Raw genomic sequence first — 24,557 nt, 5'->3', positions numbered from 1 at the left:
CCGAAGGAGGCACCCATGATCGCGAAACTATTCCCTTCGATGACCAGCTTGGCCTTGTGTGGACTGGCTTTATGCGCGGCTCCATCCGCGATGGCGCAAGAGCGCGCACCGACTGCCCAAGACGTTTTGGCGAAGGACCTGCGCGTTTTGCTAGAGTATTTCCCGGGTCGCTATGACAATGACCTGCAGGTCTATTTTGACGGCGAACTCAAGACGCCGGAGATGGAACGCAACGGGCGCATTCACTCAATCTTTGCCCCAGTTAACCTGCCTACCTTCGGGCCGAATATGTTTTATGTCGAGCAATATTCCGACAATGATCCCAACAAAATCTATCGCCAGCGGCTTTATCGTTTCTCCATCGATGCCGCAGAAAAAGCAATTAAGCTAGAGATTTTTGCGCCTTCAGCCGACCAAGCCCAGGCAATAAAGGGAGCGTACCAGGACCCTGCTAAGCTTTCCGTCCTCAGCCCGACAAATATGATTCTTTATCCGGGCTGCGAGGTTTATTGGCGTCGGCAAGAGCAACAATTCGTCGGAACGATGAAGCCCGGTGCTTGTCGGGTTAACTCGCAGCGCACGGGCAAGACGCTCATAATCACAGATCACTTGGTCCTAAGTAATCGCAGCATCACCATTCTCGACCAAGCAGTCGATGAGGCTGGGGCCCATGTCTATGGCAATAAAGCCAATATCCCGCATAAGCTCAATAGAGCGCGTCCTTTTACGTGCTGGACTTCGGTGCTGCGCGGCGCAAAGCACGGCGACACCGGCGTTGGGCCGGAAAGTTGGACGTTTGACCGCGGCTGGATCCACGATCAGGGTGGCGAGCTGGCGGTGAAGACAGATGAGGTCCCCGTGCGTGAATTCTACTTGCGCCTTCGTTTGGCGGAATGGCCTTATGGCACCAACAGGCCGTCCCTAACCCTTTACGTGCACGAAAAGGGAAACCCGCGCGCTGTCTCCTATTCTTGGGCCGATGAGGGTGCCAATCGCGTCGGCATTAATCTGCGATGGCTCCAGGCTAGCTGCACCTTGGCAGGCCCAGAACGCCAGTTCAATTAGTGAATATACCAAAGAGTAATTTTATATATATATACTGCGCTGAAGAATTCTATTCAAATTTCTGTGATAAATATAACATAGTTGTTATGTAAGATACAAGTTAATAAATATGCAATGAACAAAAGTCTAAGTCTTGTTTCAAAATAAAAAATAGTGACTTTGGAGCTGCATATGTCAATGAAGAAAATCGCCATGGCTACCTGCGCAGGCATTACACTTACGACCATCGTGTGTTCTGCTTTCGCGTTGTCGCAATCTTGGGAGAAGCGGCAAGCCGGACAGGCGCTGGTTTCGTCGGTATTAGTCAGTGACAAATTGTATGATGCGACGACGAAGTTGTCGCTTGAGCGATCTTTGACACAAGTTGGTTTGAACCTTCCAACAGCGATGCCCGCTGAACTCGCTGGGCTACTGTCGCAACAGCGCGCCACGGTTGATAAAAGCTTTGGGGAATTGAAGGCATTGGTGGGTGAAACCCCACATCTCGACAAACCTGATCAGTTTACGAAGTCGCTCACCACCTATCTCGACAGCATCAAGACTCTGCGCGGCAGTGCCGACCCGGCTTTGGGGGTGGACGCAGCCTCCCGGGATGCAGCTCTGGTCCAAACAATCCCCGCTAGCATTAAAGCTAATGTCGAGGCCATTCGGTCCTTAGACTCCGGCCTATTGCCGGCTGATGCCGTTGCCCCCAGTACCGTCGTCAATCTTCAGTCCATTCAGCGCTTAGCTTGGGAGTTACGCGAATTTGGTGGACGCGAACGCACCATTCTAGCCATTGCCACGGCGACCCAAGCGCCAATTTCAGCTGAGCAAATGGGCCAAGCCAGCGTGTATGCCACTCGCGCCCAAGCGGCCATGACCGAGATCAAGATGCGCGCAAGTCATCCGCAAACACCTGAAGCGGTGAAAAATGCGGTGGCCAAGATTGAAGCGGACTATTTTGGCACCTACGCCCAAACACGTTCCAAATTGTTCGCTAATGCGGCAACCGGCGATTATGGCATGGACCTAAGCAGTTTCTTTGCAGAGTCTTCGGGTGCACTTGCCACGGCTGAGGAATTGGTAACGCTTGCGGGCCGCGACCTTGATAGCGAGTCCAGCAAGATCTCCGATCTAGCCAACAGCATGCTGATGTTCACCATGTTCCAAGCGGTTGTATCCCTGTTGTTGGTCGGTTTCTTAACCTGGTTCATCAACCGCCGAATAGCCGCACGGGTGGTGGCAATCTCCAGCGAAATGCGTGCCTTGGCTGATGGCAAGCTTGATGGCGATATCGACCGTTTTGCCTCAAAGGACGAAATTGGCGAGATGGTTGCAGCCCTAAAGGTTTTCCAGACCAATGCGCGCGAAGTCAAAGCCTTGTCGGATAGCCAAAAGCAGCAACGCGAGCAGGCTGAGGCCGAAAAGCACGCCATGATGAATGGCCTCGCTGACAGCCTGGAACGTTCGGTTGGGCAGGTGGTCGAAGTTGTCGCGGCTTCCGCCACTGAGCTTACCGCAACTTCTGAAGCCTTAGCCCGTACGGCGCGTGAAACCAGCGCGCACTCTGACTCTGTGGCCCATAGCGCGGCCGCTTCCTCAGCTAATGTTCAGAGGGTGGCTTCTGCCTCCGAGGAACTGAGTGCCTCGATCCGGGAGATCGCCCAGCAAGTCACGTCAGCCGCCAATATTGCCCGTCAAGCTGAGCAAAAGGCCACGGCCACCAATGATACCGTCCTTGCCCTTTCCCGTGCCGCAGAGAAAATTGGCCAAGTGGTATCACTGATCTCAGACATCGCCTCGCAAACCAATTTGTTGGCTTTGAATGCGACGATTGAGGCCGCCCGTGCCGGGTCTGCTGGCAAAGGGTTTGCCGTGGTGGCTTCTGAAGTCAAAAGCCTTGCTGAACAGACTTCCAAAGCGACCGATGAAATCTCTGTTCAGATCAATGAAGTTCAGGCGGCGACCGATCAAGCCGTTGCTGCCATCTCCGGCATCAGCACCACGATTGGCGAAATCAACCAAATTTCGGCTTCTATCAGCGCGGCGGTAGAAGAGCAGATGGCGGTGGTCAATGAGATAACACGCAACACGATCGACGTTGCCAATGGCACGGCTGAAGTGTCGCAGTCGATTGGCCTCGTCCAAGCTGGATCTGCCGAAACGGGTGCCGCCTCTGAGCAATCCTTGTCGGCCGCGCGCGAGCTGGGGCTACAGGCAACAAGACTGCGTGACGAAGTTGATAGCTTCTTGGTTCGGGTGCGGGCGGCCTAAAGCCCTAAAGGGCGGGCATGTCCTAGTTCCAGCATGCCCGCCCCATCGCGCATTCACCGCTTGACCGCCGCGCATTTCCCATCACACTGCTGACTAATAACAGAGATACTTAGGTGGTGAGGATGCAGCTAGAAGCATTGAGCGGAGTGGGTGCGGTTGTGAGTGGGGTCGATCTGCGCCACTTGGAGGATATGCAAGAGACCCTGTTGAAGCAGGCCTTTGCTGACCATGGCGTTTTATTCTTCCGTGATCAAAGCCTGACACCTGAAGACCATATTGCTTTTGCGTGTCGCTTTGGTCCCATCAATATCAATCGCTTTTTTAAGGCCACAGAAACTCATCCGGAAATTGCTGAGGTTCGCAAGGAAAAGGAACAAACCACCAATATCGGTGGGGCTTGGCACACCGATCACTCTTATGACCAAGAACCTGCTTTGGGCTCTGTTCTGGTTGCACGTAACTTGCCACAAACCGGCGGAGACACATTGTTTGCCTCCATGTATGCGGCCTATGATGGTCTGTCAGACGGTTTGAAAGAAACATTGTCGCGGCTGCGAGCCGTTCATTCCAGTCGCCACGTGTTTGGGGCGCAAGGCGCTTATCGTGGTGATGGCGAACAACGGATCGGCAATGCGGAAGCAGCCACCCAAGATGCCATCCACCCCGTTGTGATTACCCACCCTCTGAGTGGTCGCAAGGCGCTTTACGTGAACCCGGCCTTCACGTTGCATTTTGAAGGTTGGACCCAAGAAGAGAGCTGGCCGCTGTTAAGCTATCTCTACAATCATGCAACGAGTGACGCCTTCACAACTCGCTTTGTTTGGCAGCCGGGCTCGGTGGCCTTTTGGGACAATCGGGCCACGTGGCATTACGCCCTCAATGATTACCACGGCGACTTTCGTCTTATGCACCGCATAACCATCGAGGGCTGTCCGCTGGTTTAGGCTTTGCCGACACACCAAAGTGCGAAGGCGTGGCTGTCGGCCACTTCTTTAAGGCGGTCAAAGCGGCCGGAGGCCCCGCCATGGCCCGCCGTCATATTGACATTGAGCATAAAGGGCCCTGCCTCTGGGCTCAGTTCCCGCAGTTTTGCTACCCATTTGGTTGGCTCCCAATAGGTGACTTGGCTGTCGGACAGCGCAGTCTGGGCGAACAGTGGTGGATAGGCCTTGGTACCAACTTGGTCATAAGGGCTATAGGCCATCATATAGTCGAATGCCGCTTTCGACTTGATCGGGTCGCCCCACTCGGTCCACTCAGGTGGCGTGAGAGGCAACTCCGCGTCAGAGATCGTGTTGATCACGTCGACAAAGGCGACACCACCAATAACCCCGGCGAACAGTTCTGGCCGCTGGTTCATCACGGCACCAACCAAGAGGCCACCTGCGGAACGGCCTTCAATGACGATCTGCTTTGGTGCTGCAAACTTCTGCTCAACCAAGGCTTCTGCCGCACGGGCAAAATCCGAGAAAGTATTCTGCTTTTTCATCAGCTTGCCATCGAGATACCATTGATAGCCACGATCTTGGCCGCCACGGATATGCGCGATGCAATAGACCATGCCCCGATCCACCAGAGGTAGGCGTGCCGTCGAGAAGCTAGCTGGCATGGAAATGCCATAAGATCCATATCCATAGAGCAAGGCAGGTGCCGTGCCGTCGATCGGTGTCTTCTTATGATAGAGGATCGTCAGCGGCACACGCGCACCGTCGCTCGCAACCGCCACTGTCCGCCGCACGACATAATTATTCTTGTCATGGCCCGACGGAATTTCTTGCGTCTTGCGTAGGGTCCGGGACTTGGAATTCAGGTCGTAATCCCAAGTCTCGGTCGGGGTTGAGGGCGAATTATAGGTAAAGCGCAACGTAGTTGTGTTCCACTCAAACCCACGCAAGACCGATAGATCATAGGCCTCTTCTGGGAAGTCGATCTGATGCTCTTTGCCGCTCACCATGTCCCGAACCGTCAGGCGGGGCAGGGCGTCGACCGATTCCTCGCGGACCATGTGGCCCGCATAAAGTTGCACGGTCTCGATAAAGCGACCTGCCTCGTGTGGAATGAAGTCAGTCCAGTTGGAAGCGTTGGTCTTGCTGACGGGTGTCTTCGAAATCTTAAAGTCAATCGCACCGCCAGAATTGTTGCGGATATAGAAATGACCACCATGATGATCTGGCAGATATTCGACGCCCTTCCGATAGGGCGTGAACCGCTTTGGCTTGGCCGTTGGTGTCGTCAAAGGCAGTATCAAGACGTCGGAGCTTTCGCTCTGTGACCGATAAATGATCAGATAATCGCCTGAGGCGGTTTTGCCAATACCGGTCTGGAAGGACGCATCTTTTTCTTCAAAGATCATCACGTCAGTCTTTGGGTCTTCACCTACGACGTGGCGCATGATTTTAGCGACGCGGAAATTGTCGTCCAACAGGCAATAGAAGCAGGTTCGGCCATCCTTGGCCCAGACAAGACCTGCTGAGGCACCTTCAATCTTGTACGGCAGATCAGAGCCATTGGCCGTAGCGCGGAACCGTAAAGTGACCTTGTTGCCGCCTTCATAATCGACAAAATAAGCCAACAGATCTTGAGTGGGGCTTTGCTCCCAATCCTGCAAGCGCCAAAACTTTTCGCCCTTGGACTCCTTGTCGCCATCGATCAGAATTTGTTCGGCACCCGTTGCCTCGCCTGTCGCTGCGTCCACAGCCTTTCGGTAGACGATTGGATATTGGCCGCCTGTTCGGAAGCGAGTGGCGTAAGCCCAGGCACCGTCACGGGCCGGCACGCTCGAATCATCCTGCTTGATTTTGCCTTTTAGCTCTTCAAACAAATCCGCGCGCAACTTCGCAGTTGGATCCAGTAGTACGCTCTTGGTGTAGGCGTTCTCCGCTTCAATATGGGTGCGGATTTCGTCGCTCAGCTTCGATGGCTCATCAATGACCGCTTGCCAATTGGCGTCGCGCAGCCAGTGATAATTGTCCGTGCGTGTCTGGCCATGTTGTGTGATTTCATGGGCAATTTTCTTGGCGATTGGTCCCAAAGGCGCGCCACGGCGGGGCGCAGAGGATTGGGCGAAGGCGGGCAAAGCGGTTGAAGCGGTCATAGCAGCACCTGCAAGCAGAACAGATCGGCGGTCAAATAATTGTTGCATGTTGATCTCCCAAACACCTGGAGGCTTATCTTTACGTCGGATCGGCATGGGCGATCCCCACATGGCCGTCAAGTTGCATTTCGTTCATCTTAGGGCGGATAATGACATTCTTGCTGTTTGGGGTATAGCAGTCCCATGTCCCAACCCACTTTGCGTCAACTATCCTTCTTAACGGCGATTGCCGAACATGGCTCCTTCGTAGCAGCTGCCGAACAAGCGCTCGTTACCCAACCTTCGCTGTCGGCGGCAATCAAGGAACTGGAGGCTATTTTGGGTGCGAGGTTGATCGAAAGAGGCCGCAACGGGGCAACACTGACACCTGCCGGCGAGATTGCCGCCGCTAAAGCCCGCGCTATCCTCTCAGCAGTCGATGAATTGGGCGAGGCGGTCCAAGGCGCAGCAGAACCTTTGACAGGACCTTTCCGCTTAGGCGTTATTCCAACCATTGCACCCTTCTTCCTGCCCAAGGTCCTTCCGCGCGCAAAGGCAGCTTTCCCTAAATTGAAACTTTATTTGCGCGAGGATTTGACAGGTCGATTGATAGAGGGACTACGCGCCCATACGTTGGATGCTGCCTTGATTGCTCTGCCCTATGAAGCCCAGGGGATTGATACGTTGCCCTTGTTTGACGATGAGTTCCTGTTTGTGGGCCCAGCAGACCATCCGCTTTCCAAGAAGGCGGAATTGTCAGCCGCAGATTTAGCCGGAGAATCGGTGCTTTTGCTCGAAGACGGGCATTGCTTACGCGACCATGCGATTGGCGTGTGTGGCATGACGCGCCCTGGCCAAGAAGAAGTAAGGGCGACATCCCTGTTCACCCTTGTTCAAATGGCAGCCGGGGGCATGGGTATTTCGCTTTTGCCGAAGATGGCCGCGGACGCCGGCATTGCCGCAGAGGGTTTGGTCGTCCGGCCCTTCAACCCGCCCGTAATTGGCCGCCAAGTTGGCCTCGCCTGGCGGCGCAGCTCTGGCCGCCTGATTGAAATCAAGGCGCTGTCCGCCATCCTGAAATCGGCATGACAGACGCGTCGTTGCGCCTTGCCACCACGCTGGGCTTACTCGCTTTGTTTGCGATTCTTGAGTGGATGCGGCCCGCCCGTCCGTCGCACCTCGGCGTCGCGCGTATCGTCCGCCACGGGGCTTTATCGCTTTTAGGGTCCTTGGTTTCACGCCTCGTGCTGGCTGGTGGCTTGGCATCGGTTGGAAGCTTTGTGCAGTTGTTCGATTTTGGCTTGGTCAATTGGCTGGACTTGAGCGGACTTTGGGTTTGGGTCGGATGCTTTCTGATCTTGGACTTCGCGGTGTGGGGGCAACACGTCTTAAGCCACAAGATACCCTTCTTTTGGCGGCTTCACCGCCTACATCATTGTGACGTCGTGATGGATGTAACCACGGCTCTTCGATTTCACCCCTTTGAAATCGTCGCATCCCTAATTTTCAAGGGCAGTGTCGTCGCGCTCTTGGGCGCACCGCCGGCTTTGGTGTTTGCCTTTGAGTTGGTACTGGGTGCCGGGGCGTTGTTCACCCACGCCAATATTGCGCTGCCCAAACCTTTGGACACAGCTCTGCGCTGGGTCTTCGTGACGCCAGCCATGCACTTGATCCACCACAATCCCAACCCAGTGGCGACCAACAGCAATTATGGTTTCAGCTTCGCCATTTGGGACCGGCTGTTTGGCACCTATCGGGCCGATGCGCCTGAGTTACCATCCGGCGTGGCCATTGGCCTTGAGAGATGGCGTAGTCCACAAGATCAGACGCTCAAAGCCATGGTACTCAACCCATTTGCTTAGCGCTCGCTTGCATACCCATGGCCTGTGTTGCACGGTGGGAAAAAATAAGGGGGAAATCAGATGGGCCACGAAGTTCCAGCATCAATCAGTCAGGCAGAAGTCGCTGCCGTGCGCGTTCAGGTACAGGCGATGGCGGATCAGCTGCGCGAGCCGCCTAACGTCGCCAAGTTGCGCCTTGATTACGATGCCATGGGACAGCTCTATCCTGTGGCTGAGGGCGTAAGTGTAACTGAGGTTAGCCTCAATGGCGTGCCGGCAGAGAAACACACGGGATCCGACACGTCTGGAACTGCGACTTTATTATACCTTCACGGCGGTGGCTATGTGATTGGATCGCCCAAAAGCCACAGCCATATGGTTGCACAATTTGTGGCGACCTCGGGCATGATTGCTTACTCAGTTGACTATCGCTTGGCACCCGAGCACCCATTTCCCGCCGCGATTGACGATGCTGTTGCGGCTTATCGCGCCTTGCTGGACCAAGGGATCCCTGCTTCGAAAATCATTATATCCGGGGACTCGGCTGGCGGCGGCTTGACCATGGCGACAGCGTTAAAACTAAAGGCCGAAGGACTGCCCCAACCCGCAGGCCTCTTTGTCATTTCCCCTTGGGCCAATCTCCTGCAAGAAGGCGCGAGTTATGCCGCAAAAGCTGAGGCCGACTTCATTGTCGATAAGGCGAGCCTGGACCGTTGGGCGGCGGCCTATTTGAACGGCACGTCTGCGCAAGATTCTTTGGCCTCGCCCGTATTGGCGGATTTGTCCGGCCTTGCGCCCATTCTGATCCATGTCGGCTCTGAGGAAGTTTTGTTGGCCGACTCCCTGCGTCTTGCGGAAGCCGCCGGGCTGGCTCTGGTCGATGTGACGCTCAAGATCGTGCCACACATGCCCCATGTGTTTCATTACATGTGGCCACAAGTGACCGCCGCCCGCATCGCCATTAACGAAGCAGCTGCTTGGATGCAGGCGCGTACCGCTTAGAGGCTATTGGGCGACAAACCTAATCGCTTGACCACCACCGGGTGCTAAGCGGATGTCGAGCACTTGTTTGTCTGTTACGGTCTTTTCTTCGAACACGATGTTGAGTGGGTTTTTGTCCCAATCGGCATTGGGCCCGTCGCGATAGATTTGCGCCTTATAGGTTCGCCCGGCATCGAGAAAGCTGAGCGGCACTTTAAGGCGTCGTGCGTTCTCGTCGGTGATCGCACCCAGATACCAATTGTCGCTCGCACGATCCTTGCGGGCGATGGTGACAAAGTCACCCACCTCGCCATTCAAGGCCCGTGTTTCCGACCAATCGACGGGTACGTCTTTGATGAACTGGAAGGGTATGGGATTGGCAAGATAATGCTCTGGCAGGTCAGCCGCCATCTGGATGGGGCTATAAAGCGTGACATAAAGCGCGAGCTGCTTGGCAATTGTTGTCCGCGCCCGATGGCCTTCTTGGGTTGGGTTGATGGCAAAAATACCGGGTGTAAAGTCCATCGGTCCAGCCAGCATGCGGGTGAATACCAGATTGACTTCATGCTCTGGCGGATTTTCGGGATTGCCCCACGCATTGTATTCTTGGCCGCGGGCCCCTTCGCGCGAGACCCAGTTGGGATAAGTTCTGCGCAGGCCAGTATCCTTGATCGGCTCGTGTGCGTTGATCGCGATTTTGTGGCGGGCAGCGGTTTCAACGACCCGCAAGTGGTGGCGCACGGCTTCTTGTCCATCGTGCCATTCAAACACGATCTGTCCATCGGCCCCGCGATAGCGTGCGCCACCCGCATCGGCGACATAGCCCGTCTTGACGCTATCCACGCCTAAGTTTTCGTAAAGCGCAAAGGCGGCTTCCATCTGGGGCTCATAATTGGCGATATTTGCAGCGGTCTCATGATGCCCGACCAAATGAACGCCTTTAGACCGCGCATAGTCTGTAACCGCCTTCAGGTCGAAATCCGGATAGGCAGTGGTGAAGTCAAAGCCAGTCTCGCCGCCAAACCAATCGCCATCCCAGCCCTTGTTCCAGCCTTCGATCAGGACGCCGCGAAAGCCGTGCTCTGCGGCAAAGTCGATATAGCGCTTGGCATTCTCGGTGGTCGCGCCATGCTTGGGACCGCTGCCCCAAGTCGACTTATTGATATGCATCTCCCACCAGATGCCGATATACTTAAAGGGCTTAACCCATGACACATCACCTAAGGCGTTGGGTTCATTCAAATTGAGGATCAGATGGCTCATCACGAGCCCTGCCGCATCATCGCTGATCTGAATTGTCCGCCAAGGGGTTGAGAAGGGGGCCGAGCGCACCACCTTTGCCCCGCGTGAGCTGGGCGAGAGCGTCGAGATAAACTTTGTGCCGCCAGCATGGCGCAGCCACATGGATGAATAATCCACCAGTGCGGCCTCGTGGAAAGACAGATGCAGGCCGCTCTTGGTCCGCACGGTCATTGGCGTATGGGCTTGGCCCACTTCGCGGATCGGTGTGCGGTTATAGAGATATTCATAGCGGTTCCATTCGCCCGCCGGTTGCCACCAAGCGGTGCCATCTTCAGCGAGATTAAACTCCGTCATTTCTTCGCTGATCGCGATTTGCTTTAGATTTGGCTGGTCTGGGAAATGATAACGAAAACCGACGCCATCATCATAAACCCGGAAGGTGACGGAGAATTGCCGCGGTGCGCCTCTGCCATCTTGAAATGTGACGGTCATTTCGTTGTAGCGGTTCAAGATCGATTTGGCTTCGCCCCAAGGCAACTCCCATGTCTCTTCAAATGAACGCGTACTGTGGCTGATCGCGGAAAGGGAGCGGTCAAATTTCGGAGCATTGGTAAAGAGGAAGCCCATTTTAGAACGGGTGATGACCGGCTTACCCGCATAGCTGATCTGATAGGTGGCCTCGCCATAAGAACTTCCAACTTCTACCACTGTTTTGCCGTTCGGAGAGGTGGCTCTAAACGACGGATCTGCCCGCACGGGGCTTGCCCAGATCAGGCATAAACAGGCGATCAGAAAACGCAGCATGAAAATTCCCCCCGGAGACAGGTTTCCGCCTATGCCTTGTCGCACATTGGTTCTGTCTGGCAAGCGGGTCTGTCTCGTGTTAGCTGACAGACCAGCCGCGTCGGGCGCAAGCGGCCTGCAATGTATTTTGCAAGAGGCAAGCAATGGTCATTGGTCCCACGCCGCCCGGAACAGGCGTGATGGCACCAGCGACTTCAACAGCCTGATCATAGGCAACATCGCCGACAAGGCGTGTGGCACCGGGGCCTTTAATTGGATTTTCGACGCGGTTGATCCCCACATCAATTACCGCCGCGCCGGACTTAATCCAATCGCCTTTGATCATTTCAGGGCGACCAACGGCTGGCACCAAGATGTCGGCTGAGCGACAAACGGAGGCGAGATCACGCGTGCGAGAGTGGGCCAGCGTCACGGTGCAGTCCTCGGCCAAAAACAAAAGGCCAGCTGGCTTGCCAACCAGAATGGATCGGCCGACCACCACCACATGGGCACCCTGCAAGTCGCCCAAGGTGCGCTTGGCCAATATGACACAGCCAGTTGGTGTGCAGGGACGCAGACCCGGACGGCCCAGAACCAATCGCCCGGCTGAGACTTCTGTTAAGCCATCGACGTCCTTGGCGGGATCGATACAGGCGATAACGGCATCGCTATCAAGCCCTGCAGGTAAAGGTAATTGTACGAGGATGCCATCGACGTCGGGATCAACCGACAGGGCTTTCACTTCTCTCTCTAGTTCGGCTTGGCTAACACTGGCGGGAAGTTTGATCTCGCGCGAGACCATACCTGCCGCTTGAGTCCGTCGGCCCTTATTGCGCACATAGACTTGGCTCGCGGGGTCTTCGCCGACTAGTACCACGCACAAACAAGGCGGCGCGCCATAAGTCTGGACAAGGCTCTGGACATCGCGCGCAACCTCTTGATCGACCGCCTCTGCAATGGCTTTGCCGTCAATAATCCGCGCGCTCATAGGAAGTCCTCGCCTCAGGGTCAGTAAGGCTTTTCTCTATCCTGTGTGGCCCTGCTGAAACAAGATCAGGGCGCTGTGTTCTGATCAGAAAGGAATGAGGGGAACAGCGAAGTTCTGCAGAAACTGGATACCAATGATCAGGGCAACCGGCGACAAATCCACACCACCCAGATTTGGGATCACTTTGCGGATTGGGTTGAGCGCAGGCGTCGTGAGGCGCTCACACGTGTCATAGATCGTCGCAACAAAGCGGTTTCGCAGATTGATGATGTCAAAGGCAACAAGCCAGCTCATCACGGCACCCGCGATCACGACCCACAGGTAGAGACCCAAAACTGTACCAAAAAGCCATTCAACTGGACCTGGTGGACCCATGACATTTCTCCTCGCGTGGTCGATCTAGCGCCACTTGCCGCCCTCAAGTGGGCGAAAGCACGCCTCTATTCAAGGGGTTTGCTGTTGATCCTTTTCAAATCGTAGTGAGAGAGCGGCCTCAAGGCCACTCAATTGCGTCCACAGGCGGCGCTCCGACTGGGGCGCACAGCCCAGTCGTCGAGCGCGGTCGGAAATCGTTGTTGGTGGCGCGGCGTTAAAGCTGGACATTGCCGATCGTAATTTCCCTTGTCGGTCGGTTTGGAAGTAGAATAGGGGGGTGACCTCCCCCGCATCACACGTAACCCGGAATAGGGCGAAGGCCTTATCGGCATGTAAATGCGGCCGCACAGTGCCCCCGCCTGCGTCAATAATGAGCAAGAGTGTTTGTTCGTTCGTCGCGTTTCCGGCAGCCAAATCGATGGGCGGGTTCAATTGACTCAGCGTGTTCTCGGCTAAGGAGTTGGGCGCGATGGTCCAAGGCTGATTTAGAATTCTCTTGAGTGCCGCTTCAAAGTGGCTTTGACATACCGCAAGCGATTGAGTGCCTGCGGGGGAAGTACTTCCTGCCGTGCTTGCGACGAGCATCAAGAGGCCGATTGTTTGTGCGTCACTTAATGTGACAGATTGAGTTGCTGGGGCTGTGTTCCAATTTGGTTTAACAGGACCAGCTTCCCGCGCGGCGTTCCATGACGCAGCCACGCTATCCCAGCAGCTTGCTTGGACCAATTGTGGAGCCGTGGCAGAGGCGGCAGCCGGCCCGGGAGTCGTGGTGAGCCTGCCGCGCAATTCCGTCGTCTGCGTTGTTGGAGCCGTTGGCTTTGGTGGTGTGCCAGTCGATGGCTTGATCTGCGCCGTCTGGCTATTTTCTGCCAGGGCTTGAAGCGCCATTTCATTATCAGGTTGCAGCGCAAGAGCGCGCTTGAAATAGAGATCGGCTTCCCTGTGATTGGGCGAACCAAACATGCCCATTTTAAACATAATGCCTAGATTGACGCAGGCCATGGCATTGCTGGCCTGACAGGCCTTTTTCATGACATTCTGGCCCTTTTTGGCGTCAGCCGTTATTCCTATGCCTTGCACCAGCATAAGCCCTAAGCCTTGGCAGGCATTGGCATTGCCAAGATCACACCCCTTTTGAAACAAGGCGACGCTTTGTTCAGGAGTGCCCATTTTTGTCTGACCTTGGACGATCATTTCCCCGGCCACAGAGCACGCGATTGCGGTTCCTTCCTGACAGGCGCGATCTGAGGAGGTAAACGCCGCTTCGCTTTCGCCGCGTTGCAAGGCCAATTGAGCCGCTACCCAATAGGTATTGCCGTCGGTCGTGGTGCTGCCAAGGTCGCCCGTCCCCGTCGTTGCTCTTTGAGCTTTTACTTCGCTAAACTGCGCAGCAACTATCAGGACAAGTATAATTGCAATGAAAGGCTGATTCATGAATTTCGCCAGACCTTTCCCAGTTCCAAGTACCACTTTCGACTATAGCGTGTACCCTGCCCGTAGGAATAGTTCTTATCCATAGGCATTGCGGCACTTCTTGCACTTACTAGCCGGATAGCGTTTGAGTTTGCTAGATATTTGCCAAAATGCCTAAAAAGCGCCCGACGACTAGAACAGGCCCTGCATCATGACATGAGGGCGAAATTTTTCAACATCAGACCAAGCAGCTATTACTCCCAAGATTTGCAGAATTTAAAAATTATACTCGAAATTAATTTAATATAAATCATGATAATCTGAAATAAATATTTCATTTATCAATTTTAATGCCATAGTCTAAAATTTTATCAAATAGAAAATCCAATTTTTATTATGTTTGTGGGACACTGACCTCTCAACCGGGGGATGGTTCAGTGAAGTTACGCTCTGTCAGCTTACTCATACTTGGTCAAATGACTTGGCTTACGGCGGCCTGCTCCACCGTCTCTACGCATCGCCCTGTAGACAACTGGTCCAATCCAGCGATCCAAGCGGATTTGAAACGCACACCACCCCGCGCACCAGCCGATTCTGAGGCAAGCCCAGTGGACGAGCGTCTATCCACGAGCCGTCTTGCCGCACGTGACAATGCAAAACCGTCGCAGCGCGCTTATTGGTCAGAGCCTGCGGCAGCCGAGCTGCCGGTCAAGCGTACACCCGCTCCGGCTATGATCATGGGCGTTCGCGAAACCGCGCCTGAAGGTCTGCGTGAGTTCTGTCGCCGCCAGCCTAGGCAATGCAATATCAATGTCGTTACGCGCGCTCGACCCGAACGGCACGAAGACGGCTTTATGCTGACCGGGCTTGGCCCTGATTTGAGCGACGTGGCGCCCAGTCGGACTATGATCGCCCCATCTGCAGTGCCAATCCGTGCCTTCGATGCAACGCGCGAGGACTTGGCCCAAATCAATCAAATCAATCGCCAGATCAATCGGGCGATGATAGGCGTGACTGATCAAGTGGCTTTTGGCCGCACCGAATTTTGGACGATGCCGCTGTCGGCCCCAGAATTCAACTCACTTCGGACGCGTCCTTTGGCCGACTGCGAGGATTTTGCCCTTGAGAAGCGCCGCGCCCTGATCGCTGCAGGTATCCCCGAGTCGGCCCTCTATCTGGCAGTCGCTGTCTCGCCGCGCACCAGTTTGCATGCTGTTCTCGTCGTAGCGACGGTCCAAGGCGACCTTGTCTTGGACAATTTGAATGACTGGGTCGTCGGGTATCAGGAAACTGGCTATACATGGGTCAAACGTCAGTCGACAACATCTTTGCTGGATTGGGCTGATGCTGTTCAATCTGGAGGGCCTAATGCGCGCATGTTCACAAATCTTGAAACGCGGGTCCCCACATTGCGTCGCGAAAGCGAAGCTCAGTCCCCAACCATTGCCTTAGCATCGGCATGGGAACCCTCTGCTGATGGTACGGATTTGTCAGAACCCGTCGTGCTATCTATTCGCGCCACGGGTGGTCGGTCCCGTTAGTCAATGCGCGCCCTAAAGGGCGGGCTGAGCTTTTGACACCGCAGACTCTGCTTCGCATGTCGGAGAAAAGCGGCTAAGATATTCGCTATGTGCATTCAGTCTGCTTTCTCGGGTCCAATAGGTGTTTTGGCGTAGATGTCTTTTTGGAAATGGTCAAAGGCAGAGAAGACGCGCACCCAATTTATGCCCGCGGGAAAAGTCGCCTATGCGGTCGGCGACATTCACGGTAGCCTTGGCCTCTTGCAGGCGATGCTGGAATCTATCGCCAATAAAAGTGCTCAACTAGATCAAGGTCGTCCCACGATCATTTTCCTCGGGGACTATGTCGATAAGGGTGATGATCCCAGTGGCGTGATCGATGCCTTGATTGAAGCCAAGTCAAACGACCGGTTTAACTGGGTGTTCTTGAAGGGTAATCATGAGGACGCCCTACTAACCTTTCTCAAGCATCCCGAATTTGGTCCGCAATGGCTGCAATTCGGCGGGGCACCAACCATGCTCTCTTATGGCGTCACGCCGCCGACCGCGCGCTCAGAGCCTGAGGTTTGGGAGGCTGCCGCCCAACAATTATTGGGCTCTATTCCCAGTTCCCATATGGACTTTTATCAAAAGCTCGGTCTCGCCTATCGGATGGGTGGCTATTTCTTTGTCCACGCGGGCATTCGGCCAGGCAAAGCCATCGAAGCGCAACGCGATGAAGATCTTTTATGGATCCGGAGCGAGTTTCTCGAAGACCGACGCGCATTGCCGGTGATCGTCGTACATGGTCATTCCCCAGATATGGAACCCTATTCAGACCATCGCCGCATCGGCGTGGACACCGGGGCCTATGCAACTGGCCGCCTCACCTGTGTCCGTCTAGAGGCAGATCGGGTCGACTGGTTGCATGTGACGCGGGCAGACTTGAAGCCTGGCTAAAGATCTAGGAATTTTTGGCAAGGTGATGAGCCTTCGACTGGGTATATTTGCATTATTGGATTACTAGGATTTTGGTGTCACAGCGTAATTAGCCCTAGAAATAGTTTAGCAGAAGGGACGTCAGTCTTGCGAGTTTTAGTTGTCGGCGGGGCCGGATATATCGGAAGCCATGCCTGCAAGGCCTTAAGCAAAGCTGGGCATGAGCCAATCGTCGTTGACAATCTAATCTACGGCCATCGCGAGGCTGTTAAGTGGGGGCCCCTAGAAATAGGGGACATGTTGGATGCACCGTGGCTGGCTGAGGTTTTTTCGCGTCACAAACCTGATGTTGTGATGCACTTTGCCGCCTTCGCTTATGTAGGGGAGTCGGTTTCTGATCCCGCAAAATATTATCATAACAATATAACGGGGACGCAGGTTCTACTTGAGGCGATGCGGCAGGCGGACGTTAAAAACATCATATTCTCATCAACTTGTGCGACTTATGGTGAAGTAACCCATTTGCCAATTGAGGAAGAGACCGGTCAATCTCCGATTAACCCCTATGGCTTCACCAAGCTCGTAGTAGAGCACATGTTGGCGGACTATCAGCGGGCGTATGGCCTTGGGTGGGTGGCTTTGCGCTATTTCAACGCGGCAGGCGCAGACCCCGATGGCGAGATCGGCGAAAGTCACGATCCAGAAACCCATGCAATCCCCTTGGCCATAGCCGCTGCCTTACGTATTGGCGCTGAGTTTAAGGTGTTTGGGGCAGACTATGAGACACCCGACGGTTCTGCTTTGCGCGACTACATCCATGTGACAGACTTAGCGGACGCGCACGTTAGGGCCATGGATTATCTTAAGCGCGGGGGCACGCCGACGGCATTTAACTTAGGGACAGGTCAGCCAACTTCCGTCTTTGACCTGATTGCAGCCGTTAGTCGGGTTACCGGTTCAAATCTCCCGCACGACATCTTGCCACGTCGGCCGGGCGACCCGCCCGCACTCTATGCCGCCGCAGATAAAGCAAAGAATTTGCTTGGCTGGGAGCCGCGTTATTCGGATATTGATACGATCGTGCGCACCGCCGTCACCTGGCATCGTCAATCCGCCTATTGAAGCCAGTGGGCTCATACGCATCATATCGTTGAAGTGGCCGCGTCAGGCGGCGTCTCGGTTGTCTGGCAAAGCCTGCTGAGGCGATAAGGGCCGTCCATTGCAGCATCCCAATGCCCGTAACGGTAAAGACAGTCGCTTCCCCGATGGCGCACAGGATGAACAATAAAGCCATCGACTGGCCGACCGGACCAGATGAGGCCACACTCGCCAAGATAACAAAAAACAAGAATAGCCAGATTGGCGCACCCAGAATCCCCGTTTCTTCGACAATCGCTACAAAACTATTGCCCTTGTCGGTCAGGATTACGAACCGACTTTCAGTTTTTAGGACGCGCAAGTTTTCATAAGCGACGACGGGGTCAATCAATCGTGGGTCGGAAGGTATGCCAAAACCCAAACCAGTGCCCAAGTGATCCTCAATATTGCTAAAGCTTCTTTCCAGCGGAAAGCTGCGCGAACTCGCATAGCCTTCAAGGCTAAAGACTTGCTTGGTGGCTCCAGGGGGTGGAGTGGATGGGGGCGCGCTACTTGCAAACCATAGGGAGCCGAAAAGGACAGCGACATAGATAAAAGCGAGCCCATATTGCGCAATTTTCTTATCTCGTCGTTGCTTGTTTGGCGGTCGCTTCGCTGCTGGCCCAAAGGCACGTTCAAGACCTAGCCGCAATCCTTCAAACACCGCAATCACGGTCAGTGCTGCCAGTCCGGTTCGGCTCCAAGCAAGCCAAATCAGCCAACTAGCGGCACCAATCCCTAACACCCGCAGCCACACGGGAAGTCGTCTTAAACGAACCAGCAAAACGATTAATGGCGCTAAACAAAGGCCGAGGATTTGGGGCTGCCACACGACTCCGTTGAGATCAGAATAGGTGTAGGTATACGCGCGCCCCATCATCAAGGTGACGATTGTTGCCAACATGAATGCCGCAAGAATACCAGCCAAAGCATACGGGGCTTCATGTGCATGTGTTGCTCGGCGAAATAGGTTGTCGAGCCACGCCAAAAGGATGAAGACAGGAACCAAAAATTGCAGCAATGCACTTAGTGTGGTTGCCGTATCTTGGGTCGTTGAAAGCGTCAGTATGCCGCCAATAGCGCCGCAAAGAAACAAGAGGCTCAAATGCCGTCCTGCAGTCCAATGCTTTCGGGCAAAAAGTACCAGCGCGTGGACCAAGGCAGACAAAACTAGCGCTGTTTCAATAAGAGGTTGATCGACGTGATTGCCAAACAGATTCAAACTTGCCTGCGGCAGGAGTGCAGCCATACCCAAGGTCGCGATAATCGCGGTTGAGTGCCTAAAGAAGACGGCGCAAGAGGCAATAACCACAAGCGCACTGATCCATGGGCTTAAATGCAGCGCAACCCAGCCCGCAAGTCCCAGCACAACGCTGCGCCAGAATATGCCTGGGCGCGTCTTCGCTTTCAGAGCGACAGCGAAAGGTGGTTGCTCACGTATGGTCATTTGCCGCGTCGATCGCCTCTCCTAAAGCCCATCTAGGGCTCGGCTCTTTGGCGGATCGCGGCGGACTGGCACGTTCGGCGTAACGTTGGTTGCTGATTGAGAATTCTGATTGGCGCTAGGTTGTGGAGCAGCAGGCAGCTTTGGTTTAGCGATTAGTGCAGAGATGTCCGGATCTGGCATTAAGCCATCCTTGCCAGGCTCTGGCAGGGTGAACGGCACAGTTGAATCAACGTTCTCCAGCCCGTCAGCAGCAGCCTGGCTCGCTGCGAGTGCTTCGGCACGGGACCAGTTCCGCGACGCTTGAGATCCGTCCATTGCGTCGCGGCTTATGGAGGCTTGTGCGGTATTGGTGCCGTTCAAGGGGGTAAAGCCAGGTGTGAGGGGAGCTGTTGGGCCCGTTGGGCTTGCCGATGCAACTTCAGCTTCGGCTTTGCCCAGTTCGGGTGCGGTCGCCGCTGCCTTTGATGGCCATGCTTCTTTGCTCGCATAGGCATTGGTGAAAGCCACTTGGGTTCCCCCTCTACCGCGCCACGTATAGAAGATGTGGGTCCCAATTTTGGTCATTTTCTTCAAGGAGGGAGCCCATTTGGGGGCAACCCAATCGGTGTGGTAGTGGGTCGCAAGACCGACTTCCGCTTGCACGTAGCCTGTTAGCGACGCATAGGCGACGCTTTGCGCTGCCCGCCACCGGCGGCCAGAAGGTGGACGTTGAAGCGCACCGTCGCAGGTGAAGGTAAATTGGCAACCCGTAGCGCGTTCTGACCCTTGGAAAACAACTCCACAGATTGAATGCGGCCATGCAGGATGGCGCATCCGATTTATGACGACTTGCGCAACAGCATGCTGGCCATTCAGGCTTTCTGACCCTGCCTCATAATAAACTGCTAAACTCATGCAATGAAGTGCGCGGGCGCGATCAATTGGATTAGCCGCGATCAAGATAAAGGGGCGAGCGGCCGGACCGATATCGGGGTCATAGGGCAAGTTTTCATTGAAACGTCGTGCCTCTTCCTTCGTAACATTGGCGTAGACCGAAGGATTGTTTACGGTCGCTTCCACGTTGAATTCAGAGAGGTTCCAGTCGGGCCGATCTGATCCAAAGGCGAGTTCCATTGGATCGGTGGGGATGGGCGGCGCTGCTGGTAAGGGCGGCAACTTATCAATGTTAGCTGGCAGGCCAGGCTCTGGTGCAACACTGTTCCAAATCAGAATACCTGCAGAGCCAAAAACCAAGGTCGCCAGTCCGGCAAGGGCAGCGATGGCCACTTTCCGATCTGAATTCTGCCTTGGTGGTCCAACATTTATCATAAAAGTTCCGTCCAAAAATGGGCCTTTGAAGAGCTAGGCTATCCAGCATAACCGATAACAACGCTAAACAAGCAAAATTGATGCCGCAGTTGTGGCAGATCTAAGGACGTATCCCTTTACTGCTTCAGTTCTAGCTGCGTTCCATCAGCTTTAGCCTGAATAGTGACTGAACAACAAATAGCCTGAACTTGACTGCAGGCGCTATTTGGTTTTCAGACCTATGCTCTTGTCACCCATATAGCGTTAGGGCACGTGCACCACAATTCTTTTGGGCTCTATGACCCCGGTTACAAATGAAATTGATCAAAGGCGCTGGCGTTGAAGCAGGAGCAGTCGAAAAATAGCGCAATTGAGCCCGCAGCCACCAAGGCTGCGATGCGACCAATGCCTAAGCGACCAAACGAGTTTGCTCAATTGTGGCAGGACGTTTTGAAGCCGTGGATTTGGCCATTGCTGACGGTTGTATTGTTCATTTGGGCCGTGTTTAGGCAGGGTGCTGAGACGCCTTTCGATACCGCCTTGTTTTCTGCCTTGAGCGCTGGTTTGCTATGTTTGGCCGTTTTGGACAATGAAAATCGCAAAGCTTTGTCCCGCTTAGTAGATTGGCGCTGGCCAGCACTTGGCCTCGTTGCCGTTTGGGCGGTCATGGCCTTGCAATTCTTACCCATCCCCTTCCTATCCGGAGGTAGCTGGATTTGGGCCAAGTCCAATATGGTAACGGTAGATCCCGATTTAACACTGCGCGCGATGGTCGGTCTCGGCTCTGCCGTGGCTTTCTTCATATTAGGGGCGATATTTGGGGCAGATCGAAACCGGCGTGAGCTTGTATTGGCTCTTTTGGCTCTTGGCCTCCTCCCGATCTTTTTTCAGTCTTTCGATACCTACATCACGAAGGTTAGTTTGTTCGAATATCAGGCGCAAAAGACTGGGCCTCGAATGGAGGGTACTTTCCTCAACGCCAATACCTTTGCCATTCTGATGACAATGATTTTCGCTGGCGGCTTGGGTGTCTTCCTTTCTGAAACGCGCCATTTCAAGGGCCGAGATCGCGCATGGGTCCAATTGGCAGCCATTGTCGTGACAGTTGGTGCCGCCATATGTGTCTATTTTTCGATGTCCCGCGCAGCCTGGCTTTTGGCGTTTGGCATTGTATTCGCTTTGGCCTTGCTTTTGCGACCCTCACTACGTTTGCAGACAACAGTGTTTGGAACTTTGGTCTTTTTAACGATGCTCATCGTTTGGAATTCGGCGGAGCAGTTGGGCCTCCCAATACGCCCGCTGAATTTCCAGGATGGTATCGATGGCCGCTTGGCGGACTGGCGTCCAGGTCTTGACCTAACCCTACAGAGGCCGTGGCTGGGTTGGGGGGCGGGGACATTTGCCCGTGTTATCGAGCCGGTTCGCGAGGCACCGATCGCCGCGTCCTCGCTGATCGTGATCACGCCGCAAAACTCATTACTCCTAATCTCATCTGAGACTGGTTTAATCGGGCTGATTGCTTGGAGTTTTTTGGCGGCTGGGATTGTAAAGTTTGCCGCCAATGGCCTCAGAATTCGTTCGGCTTCAGTTCCGATTGCAACTGCACTGATCCTTGCAGCCATTGCGACTTTCTTACAAAGCTTGTTTGACTTTCCGATGTCGATCCCTGTGATTTCTGCTCTTTGGGCGTTTTTGCTGGGTTATGCGGGCGGTTTAGGAAGTAAGTCGCGCCGGAGAAGCGCCGCTCGGTCAAAGGCACGCATGGCGGTTACACGCTAAGGCAGCGTGCATTTGCCCTTTTCGCGCTCTAAACGCAGAGCTGTTGCGAGCTGCGGTGCGGTCCCGCCAGATCCCGCAATTTCAAGGGTCTTTGCTCGACCCCATCGCAGACACAAATCCTCCGCATCCGTCAGTGCCATCAGGCGCGCCTGTGGAGTCAGTCTTTCCCAGCCCGCCGCCGCAATCGTCATGCGCCAAACCTGCATGGTGGTATCGTGTGGTGCCAAGATGTACCAATCAATGTAATAGCGATTGAATTCGCTAGGCGATTGAGGTTCTCGCAGTGCTAGATAGGCCTGGCGCATCCGGATCGACGGGCGAGCAGGTGCCAGATCTTGAGCCTTACGCAACAACTGAAATACCGCCTTGCTGTCGCTAAGACCATTGGCGCGTAAGCGGCGCTCGGCTTCCAATTCCCACATACGGGCATCGCGTGGCGGAGCAAGGTCTGATTTTATCTGAGCCATCCAAACAGGGGTCTCGGGTGAATCTGATAGCCCGCTATAAAGATCCAATGTGGCAGCAGCTCGCTCAGCGCGCCAGGACTGGTGGGCAAGGAAGAATCCGGCCGCCGTGAGGATCAAGCCACAGAGACTAATACTACCCATTAAGATTTTATCTGTCTGGGACATGCCCTTACTCCAATGAGTGCGCAAGACGAAACTGGGTCATGGCATTCCCCGCGACTGGCCTGAGATATAGGTCTCTGTAGTGGAAACTTTGCAAACGCCAAAGTCATTTTGGTCGCGCTGAATGCTGATTGAGGGTGATAAACCCAATAAAAACAATTTCCGATCCATGTATCCGATCTGCCACAATTTTAATCAAAATGTTGAAAATGCGGGCTGGCGCTTGACGGCTTCAATTTGTCTTTGGTGCTGTGTCTCATTCATTTCACATCGATCTCAGTCAAAAACCATATGTCAATCCGTTGCTTATAGTCCAAGTAAACCTGCTTCTTGCGAGAGATCTTTGTAGAGGCCGATGCACTATGCATCTAATCAATATTTCTTCGCCACTTGCGTTCAATGGCATGCGGCGTCATTGAAGACCTGCTAGGGACAAGCATTTAGATTTGTGAGTTTATTAATGTCACGTCGTAGAGATGGATTATTGCCGAGAGCCGTTGGGCGTCGTCTCTCACATCCGCACGTCATCCAGAAGCCCGATTCCTCAAAGTCGAAATCGCGTGTGTTGGGTATGAAGAGGTATGAGAGGATGAGGGGACGGATGTTGAGTGTGGAGAGGATGGAAGGGCTATATGCTGAGGGAGACGTGTTGGGGACGCGTGTGAACGGCTATGGTGGTAAGCGTTGGTTTGACGTTGGAGTTAGTGGGTTTTTATTGTTGTTTTTGTTGCCGTTTTTGATGTGTGTATGGGTGGCGGTGAAGGTAACGAGTAAGGGGCCTGGTTTGTATTGGTCGCGTCGGGTGGGGCTTGGCGGCGGGTTATTTATGATGCCGAAGTTTCGCACGATGCAGGTAGAGGCACCATCGATGCCGCGCGAGGCGTTTGATGCGATGTGTGGATATTTGACGCCAATTGGTCAGTTTTTGCGTAAGCTGAGTATTGATGAGTTGCCCCAGCTATGGTCGGTGGTTGTGGGGGATATGAGTTTGGTGGGTCCGCGTCCGTTATTGGGCAATGACCCGACGACGAAGATCCGTCGGACGTTGTTTCCGGAGTGTTTTAGCGTGCGTCCTGGGATTACGGGACTGGCGCAGGTGAATGGTCGCAACAGTGTGAAGCCGAAGGCGAAGGCGCGATATGATGCGTTTTATGCGGTGCATTGTCATGCGGGGATGGATTTTCACATTTTGTTGCGGACGGCGGGAGCGGTTTTGGACCTACGTCGGATATTGTAATTAACTGCTCGCGGGTTGGAGCCCGCGAGAGACAAAAATCCTCGCGGGTTGGAGCCCGCGAGAAAATAAAGATCAAGCGGGTTGGAGCCCGCGAGAAGATAAAGATCCTTGCGGGTTGGAGCCCGCGAGAAAATAAAGATCAAGCGGGTTGGAGCCCGCGAGAAAATAAAGATCAAGCGGGTTGGAGCCCGCGAGGGAATAAGAATCAAGCGGGTTGGAGCCCGCGAGGAAGTCAAGAAAACAAATAAGGAAGAGCAATGCTTGTATCTGGTGAGGGTATGAAGAGAGTTTTGGGCGGTTTGTTGCTGGCGTTATGCGTGGTGATGAGCGGTCTTGGGCTGAATGCGTCGCTTGGCCTGATGCGGGCGGAGGCGCAGAGCCAATTTGTGCCGCAGGTGAGTGGTGGCCAGATGACAAGTCCGGCTGGAAGTCAAGCGAGTGACGAGAGTAGCGCACAAGGTGGTGTGGGCACGGGTCTGGATTATGTGTTGGCCCCCAATGACCGGGTCAGGCTGATAGTGTTTGGGGAAGCCGATTTATCGGGTGAGTTTGTGATTGATTCTGCCGGGATGGCATCGTTGCCCTT

20 protein-coding genes are annotated in these 24,557 nt (G+C 54.4%); 12 read left to right on the top strand and 8 right to left on the bottom strand.

Annotated elements, in window-relative coordinates; all coding sequences use genetic code 11:
• Window positions 1-15 precede the first annotated feature (15 nt).
• From B7364_RS04350 to B7364_RS04340, 3 genes are all read left to right on the top strand, one after another.
• The gene (locus B7364_RS04350) at window positions 16-1,065 is read left to right on the top strand and encodes a chromophore lyase CpcT/CpeT (protein WP_085338711.1); all 1,050 of its coding nucleotides are present in this window, start codon (window positions 16-18) and stop codon (window positions 1,063-1,065) included.
• A 171-nt stretch (window positions 1,066-1,236) separates the two neighbouring features.
• Window positions 1,237-3,321 (top strand): methyl-accepting chemotaxis protein, encoded by a 2,085-nt coding sequence (locus tag B7364_RS04345; RefSeq protein WP_085338710.1) that lies wholly within the window; start codon window positions 1,237-1,239, stop codon window positions 3,319-3,321.
• Between the two features lie 122 nt (window positions 3,322-3,443).
• Window positions 3,444-4,265, top strand: coding sequence for a TauD/TfdA dioxygenase family protein (locus tag B7364_RS04340; RefSeq protein WP_085338709.1), 822 nt, complete (start codon window positions 3,444-3,446; stop codon window positions 4,263-4,265).
• On the opposite strand, the gene B7364_RS04335 is transcribed toward B7364_RS04340, so the two are convergent.
• Window positions 4,262-6,463 carry a S9 family peptidase gene (locus B7364_RS04335; protein WP_198534028.1) on the bottom strand — a complete coding sequence of 734 codons (2,202 nt, stop codon included), beginning with the start codon at window positions 6,461-6,463 and terminating at the stop codon, window positions 4,262-4,264. The genes B7364_RS04340 and B7364_RS04335 overlap by 4 nt on opposite strands.
• A 135-nt stretch (window positions 6,464-6,598) precedes the next feature.
• On the opposite strand from B7364_RS04335, the gene B7364_RS04330 reads away from it, so the two are divergent.
• The 3 genes from B7364_RS04330 to B7364_RS04320 are packed head-to-tail and all read left to right on the top strand — an operon-like array spanning window position 6,599 to window position 9,237.
• Complete coding sequence (locus tag B7364_RS04330; RefSeq protein WP_085338708.1) at window positions 6,599-7,483, top strand: hydrogen peroxide-inducible genes activator; 885 nt, start codon at window positions 6,599-6,601, stop codon at window positions 7,481-7,483.
• A complete protein-coding gene (locus B7364_RS04325) occupies window positions 7,480-8,256 on the top strand; it encodes a sterol desaturase family protein (RefSeq protein WP_085338707.1) in 777 nt (258 codons plus the stop codon). The genes B7364_RS04330 and B7364_RS04325 overlap by 4 nt, the downstream gene beginning before the upstream one ends.
• A 60-nt stretch (window positions 8,257-8,316) precedes the next feature.
• A complete protein-coding gene (locus tag B7364_RS04320; protein ID WP_085338706.1) occupies window positions 8,317-9,237 on the top strand; it encodes an alpha/beta hydrolase in 921 nt (306 codons plus the stop codon).
• Window positions 9,238-9,240: 3 nt separating this feature from the next.
• Here B7364_RS04320 and B7364_RS04315 read toward each other — a convergent pair whose 3' ends face one another.
• The 4 genes from B7364_RS04315 to B7364_RS04300 form a co-directional block, all read right to left on the bottom strand.
• Entirely contained in the window at window positions 9,241-11,262 is a 2,022-nt protein-coding gene (locus tag B7364_RS04315; RefSeq protein WP_085338705.1) for a glycoside hydrolase family 97 protein, read from the bottom strand.
• Window positions 11,263-11,341: 79 nt separating this feature from the next.
• Window positions 11,342-12,229, bottom strand: coding sequence for a bifunctional methylenetetrahydrofolate dehydrogenase/methenyltetrahydrofolate cyclohydrolase FolD (gene folD / locus B7364_RS04310; protein WP_085338704.1), 888 nt, complete (start codon window positions 12,227-12,229; stop codon window positions 11,342-11,344).
• Window positions 12,230-12,313: 84 nt separating this feature from the next.
• Complete coding sequence (locus B7364_RS04305) at window positions 12,314-12,604, bottom strand: YggT family protein (protein ID WP_085338703.1); 291 nt, start codon at window positions 12,602-12,604, stop codon at window positions 12,314-12,316.
• Between the two features lie 69 nt (window positions 12,605-12,673).
• Window positions 12,674-14,038, bottom strand: coding sequence for a tetratricopeptide repeat protein (locus B7364_RS04300; RefSeq protein ID WP_085338702.1), 1,365 nt, complete (start codon window positions 14,036-14,038; stop codon window positions 12,674-12,676).
• A gap of 416 nt (window positions 14,039-14,454) precedes the next feature.
• On the opposite strand from B7364_RS04300, the gene B7364_RS04295 reads away from it, so the two are divergent.
• The 3 genes from B7364_RS04295 to galE all read left to right on the top strand — a co-directional run bounded on the left by B7364_RS04295 (window position 14,455) and on the right by galE (window position 17,577).
• Window positions 14,455-15,558: a transglutaminase-like cysteine peptidase gene (locus B7364_RS04295; RefSeq protein WP_157893482.1), complete on the top strand. Its 1,104-nt coding sequence runs from the start codon at window positions 14,455-14,457 to the stop codon at window positions 15,556-15,558.
• Between the two features lie 135 nt (window positions 15,559-15,693).
• On the top strand, window positions 15,694-16,476 hold the full coding sequence (locus B7364_RS04290; RefSeq protein ID WP_232780806.1) for a metallophosphoesterase family protein: 783 nt from the start codon (window positions 15,694-15,696) through the stop codon (window positions 16,474-16,476).
• Window positions 16,477-16,602: 126 nt separating this feature from the next.
• Window positions 16,603-17,577, top strand: a complete 975-nt coding sequence (galE, locus tag B7364_RS04285) for a UDP-glucose 4-epimerase GalE (RefSeq protein ID WP_085338700.1) — start codon at window positions 16,603-16,605, stop codon at window positions 17,575-17,577.
• Here the strand turns inward: galE and B7364_RS04280 are convergent.
• On the bottom strand, window positions 17,549-19,039 hold the full coding sequence (locus B7364_RS04280; protein ID WP_085338699.1) for a hypothetical protein: 1,491 nt from the start codon (window positions 19,037-19,039) through the stop codon (window positions 17,549-17,551). The two genes, galE and B7364_RS04280, sit on opposite strands and share 29 nt — an antisense overlap.
• 21 nt (window positions 19,040-19,060) lie before the next feature.
• Window positions 19,061-20,347, bottom strand: coding sequence for a cell wall hydrolase (locus tag B7364_RS04275; protein WP_085338698.1), 1,287 nt, complete (start codon window positions 20,345-20,347; stop codon window positions 19,061-19,063).
• A 318-nt stretch (window positions 20,348-20,665) separates the two neighbouring features.
• Between B7364_RS04275 and B7364_RS04270 the strand changes: the two genes are divergently transcribed.
• Window positions 20,666-22,105 carry an O-antigen ligase family protein gene (locus B7364_RS04270; RefSeq protein WP_085338697.1) on the top strand — a complete coding sequence of 480 codons (1,440 nt, stop codon included), beginning with the start codon at window positions 20,666-20,668 and terminating at the stop codon, window positions 22,103-22,105.
• On the opposite strand, the gene B7364_RS04265 is transcribed toward B7364_RS04270, so the two are convergent.
• A complete protein-coding gene (locus B7364_RS04265) occupies window positions 22,102-22,737 on the bottom strand; it encodes a hypothetical protein (protein ID WP_085338696.1) in 636 nt (211 codons plus the stop codon). The genes B7364_RS04270 and B7364_RS04265 overlap by 4 nt on opposite strands.
• A gap of 658 nt (window positions 22,738-23,395) precedes the next feature.
• Here B7364_RS04265 and B7364_RS04260 point away from each other — a divergent pair.
• Both B7364_RS04260 and B7364_RS04255 read left to right on the top strand, forming a co-directional pair.
• Window positions 23,396-23,971 (top strand): sugar transferase, encoded by a 576-nt coding sequence (locus tag B7364_RS04260; RefSeq protein ID WP_269798759.1) that lies wholly within the window; start codon window positions 23,396-23,398, stop codon window positions 23,969-23,971.
• Window positions 23,972-24,249: 278 nt separating this feature from the next.
• The coding region (locus B7364_RS04255) for a polysaccharide biosynthesis/export family protein (RefSeq protein WP_198534027.1) at window positions 24,250-24,557 on the top strand (308 nt) is incomplete at its 3' end.

The sequence above is a fragment of the Aquidulcibacter paucihalophilus genome, from assembly GCF_002105465.1.
Lineage (GTDB): Bacteria > Pseudomonadota > Alphaproteobacteria > Caulobacterales > Aquidulcibacteraceae > Aquidulcibacter > Aquidulcibacter paucihalophilus.
The sequence above is the reverse complement of the archived record's forward strand: the minus strand, read 5'-3'. Positions and strand labels throughout refer to the sequence as shown.